1 protein-coding gene is annotated in these 471 nt (G+C 23.4%); it reads right to left on the bottom strand.

What is annotated here, in order from left to right; all coding sequences use genetic code 11:
• A partial coding sequence (locus AC3DEV_RS16910) for a hypothetical protein (protein WP_488372854.1) occupies nucleotides 1-327 on the bottom strand: 327 nt, incomplete at its 3' end.
• Nucleotides 328-471 lie beyond the last annotated feature (144 nt).

The following is a 471-nucleotide window of genomic DNA, read 5'->3' as shown; positions in this document are numbered from 1 at the left end:
TAAAGCTTCTGTCTGTGCAACTATATCATTATTACCATTTTGTATAGCTAATTTTGCTGATATTTCTTTTTCATAAACTGACGATAAAGCTAATTCGTATTCTCTAGCAGTCTTAAAATTTTTAGGTTCTATTTTATTATTATTACCATCATTTACCATTACATTAGATCTTTGCTGTGTATTATATTGTTCTCTAGTTTGATCAGGTAAAAAAGATAAAATATCAGAAACTCTATGTCCGTATATAGGCTTATCATTATTTGGATATATTTCGCCAAATTTGTTATTTAAATTTTCTATAGCAGGAGTATTATATTGTATTGTCATAATGTTAATGTTACTTAAATTTTAATTAAAATAAATGTAAAGTACTAAAAAAAGGATTTTAACAAAATGGGTAGACCAAAGAAAATTAAAGAAGAAATTATAGAATTAATTCCAAAAAAAGAAATAAATGCTAATTTAATTATA

The organism is Dietzia sp. IBK-p2-15D (assembly GCF_057773105.1).
This window is presented reverse-complemented; position numbering and strand designations above follow the sequence as displayed.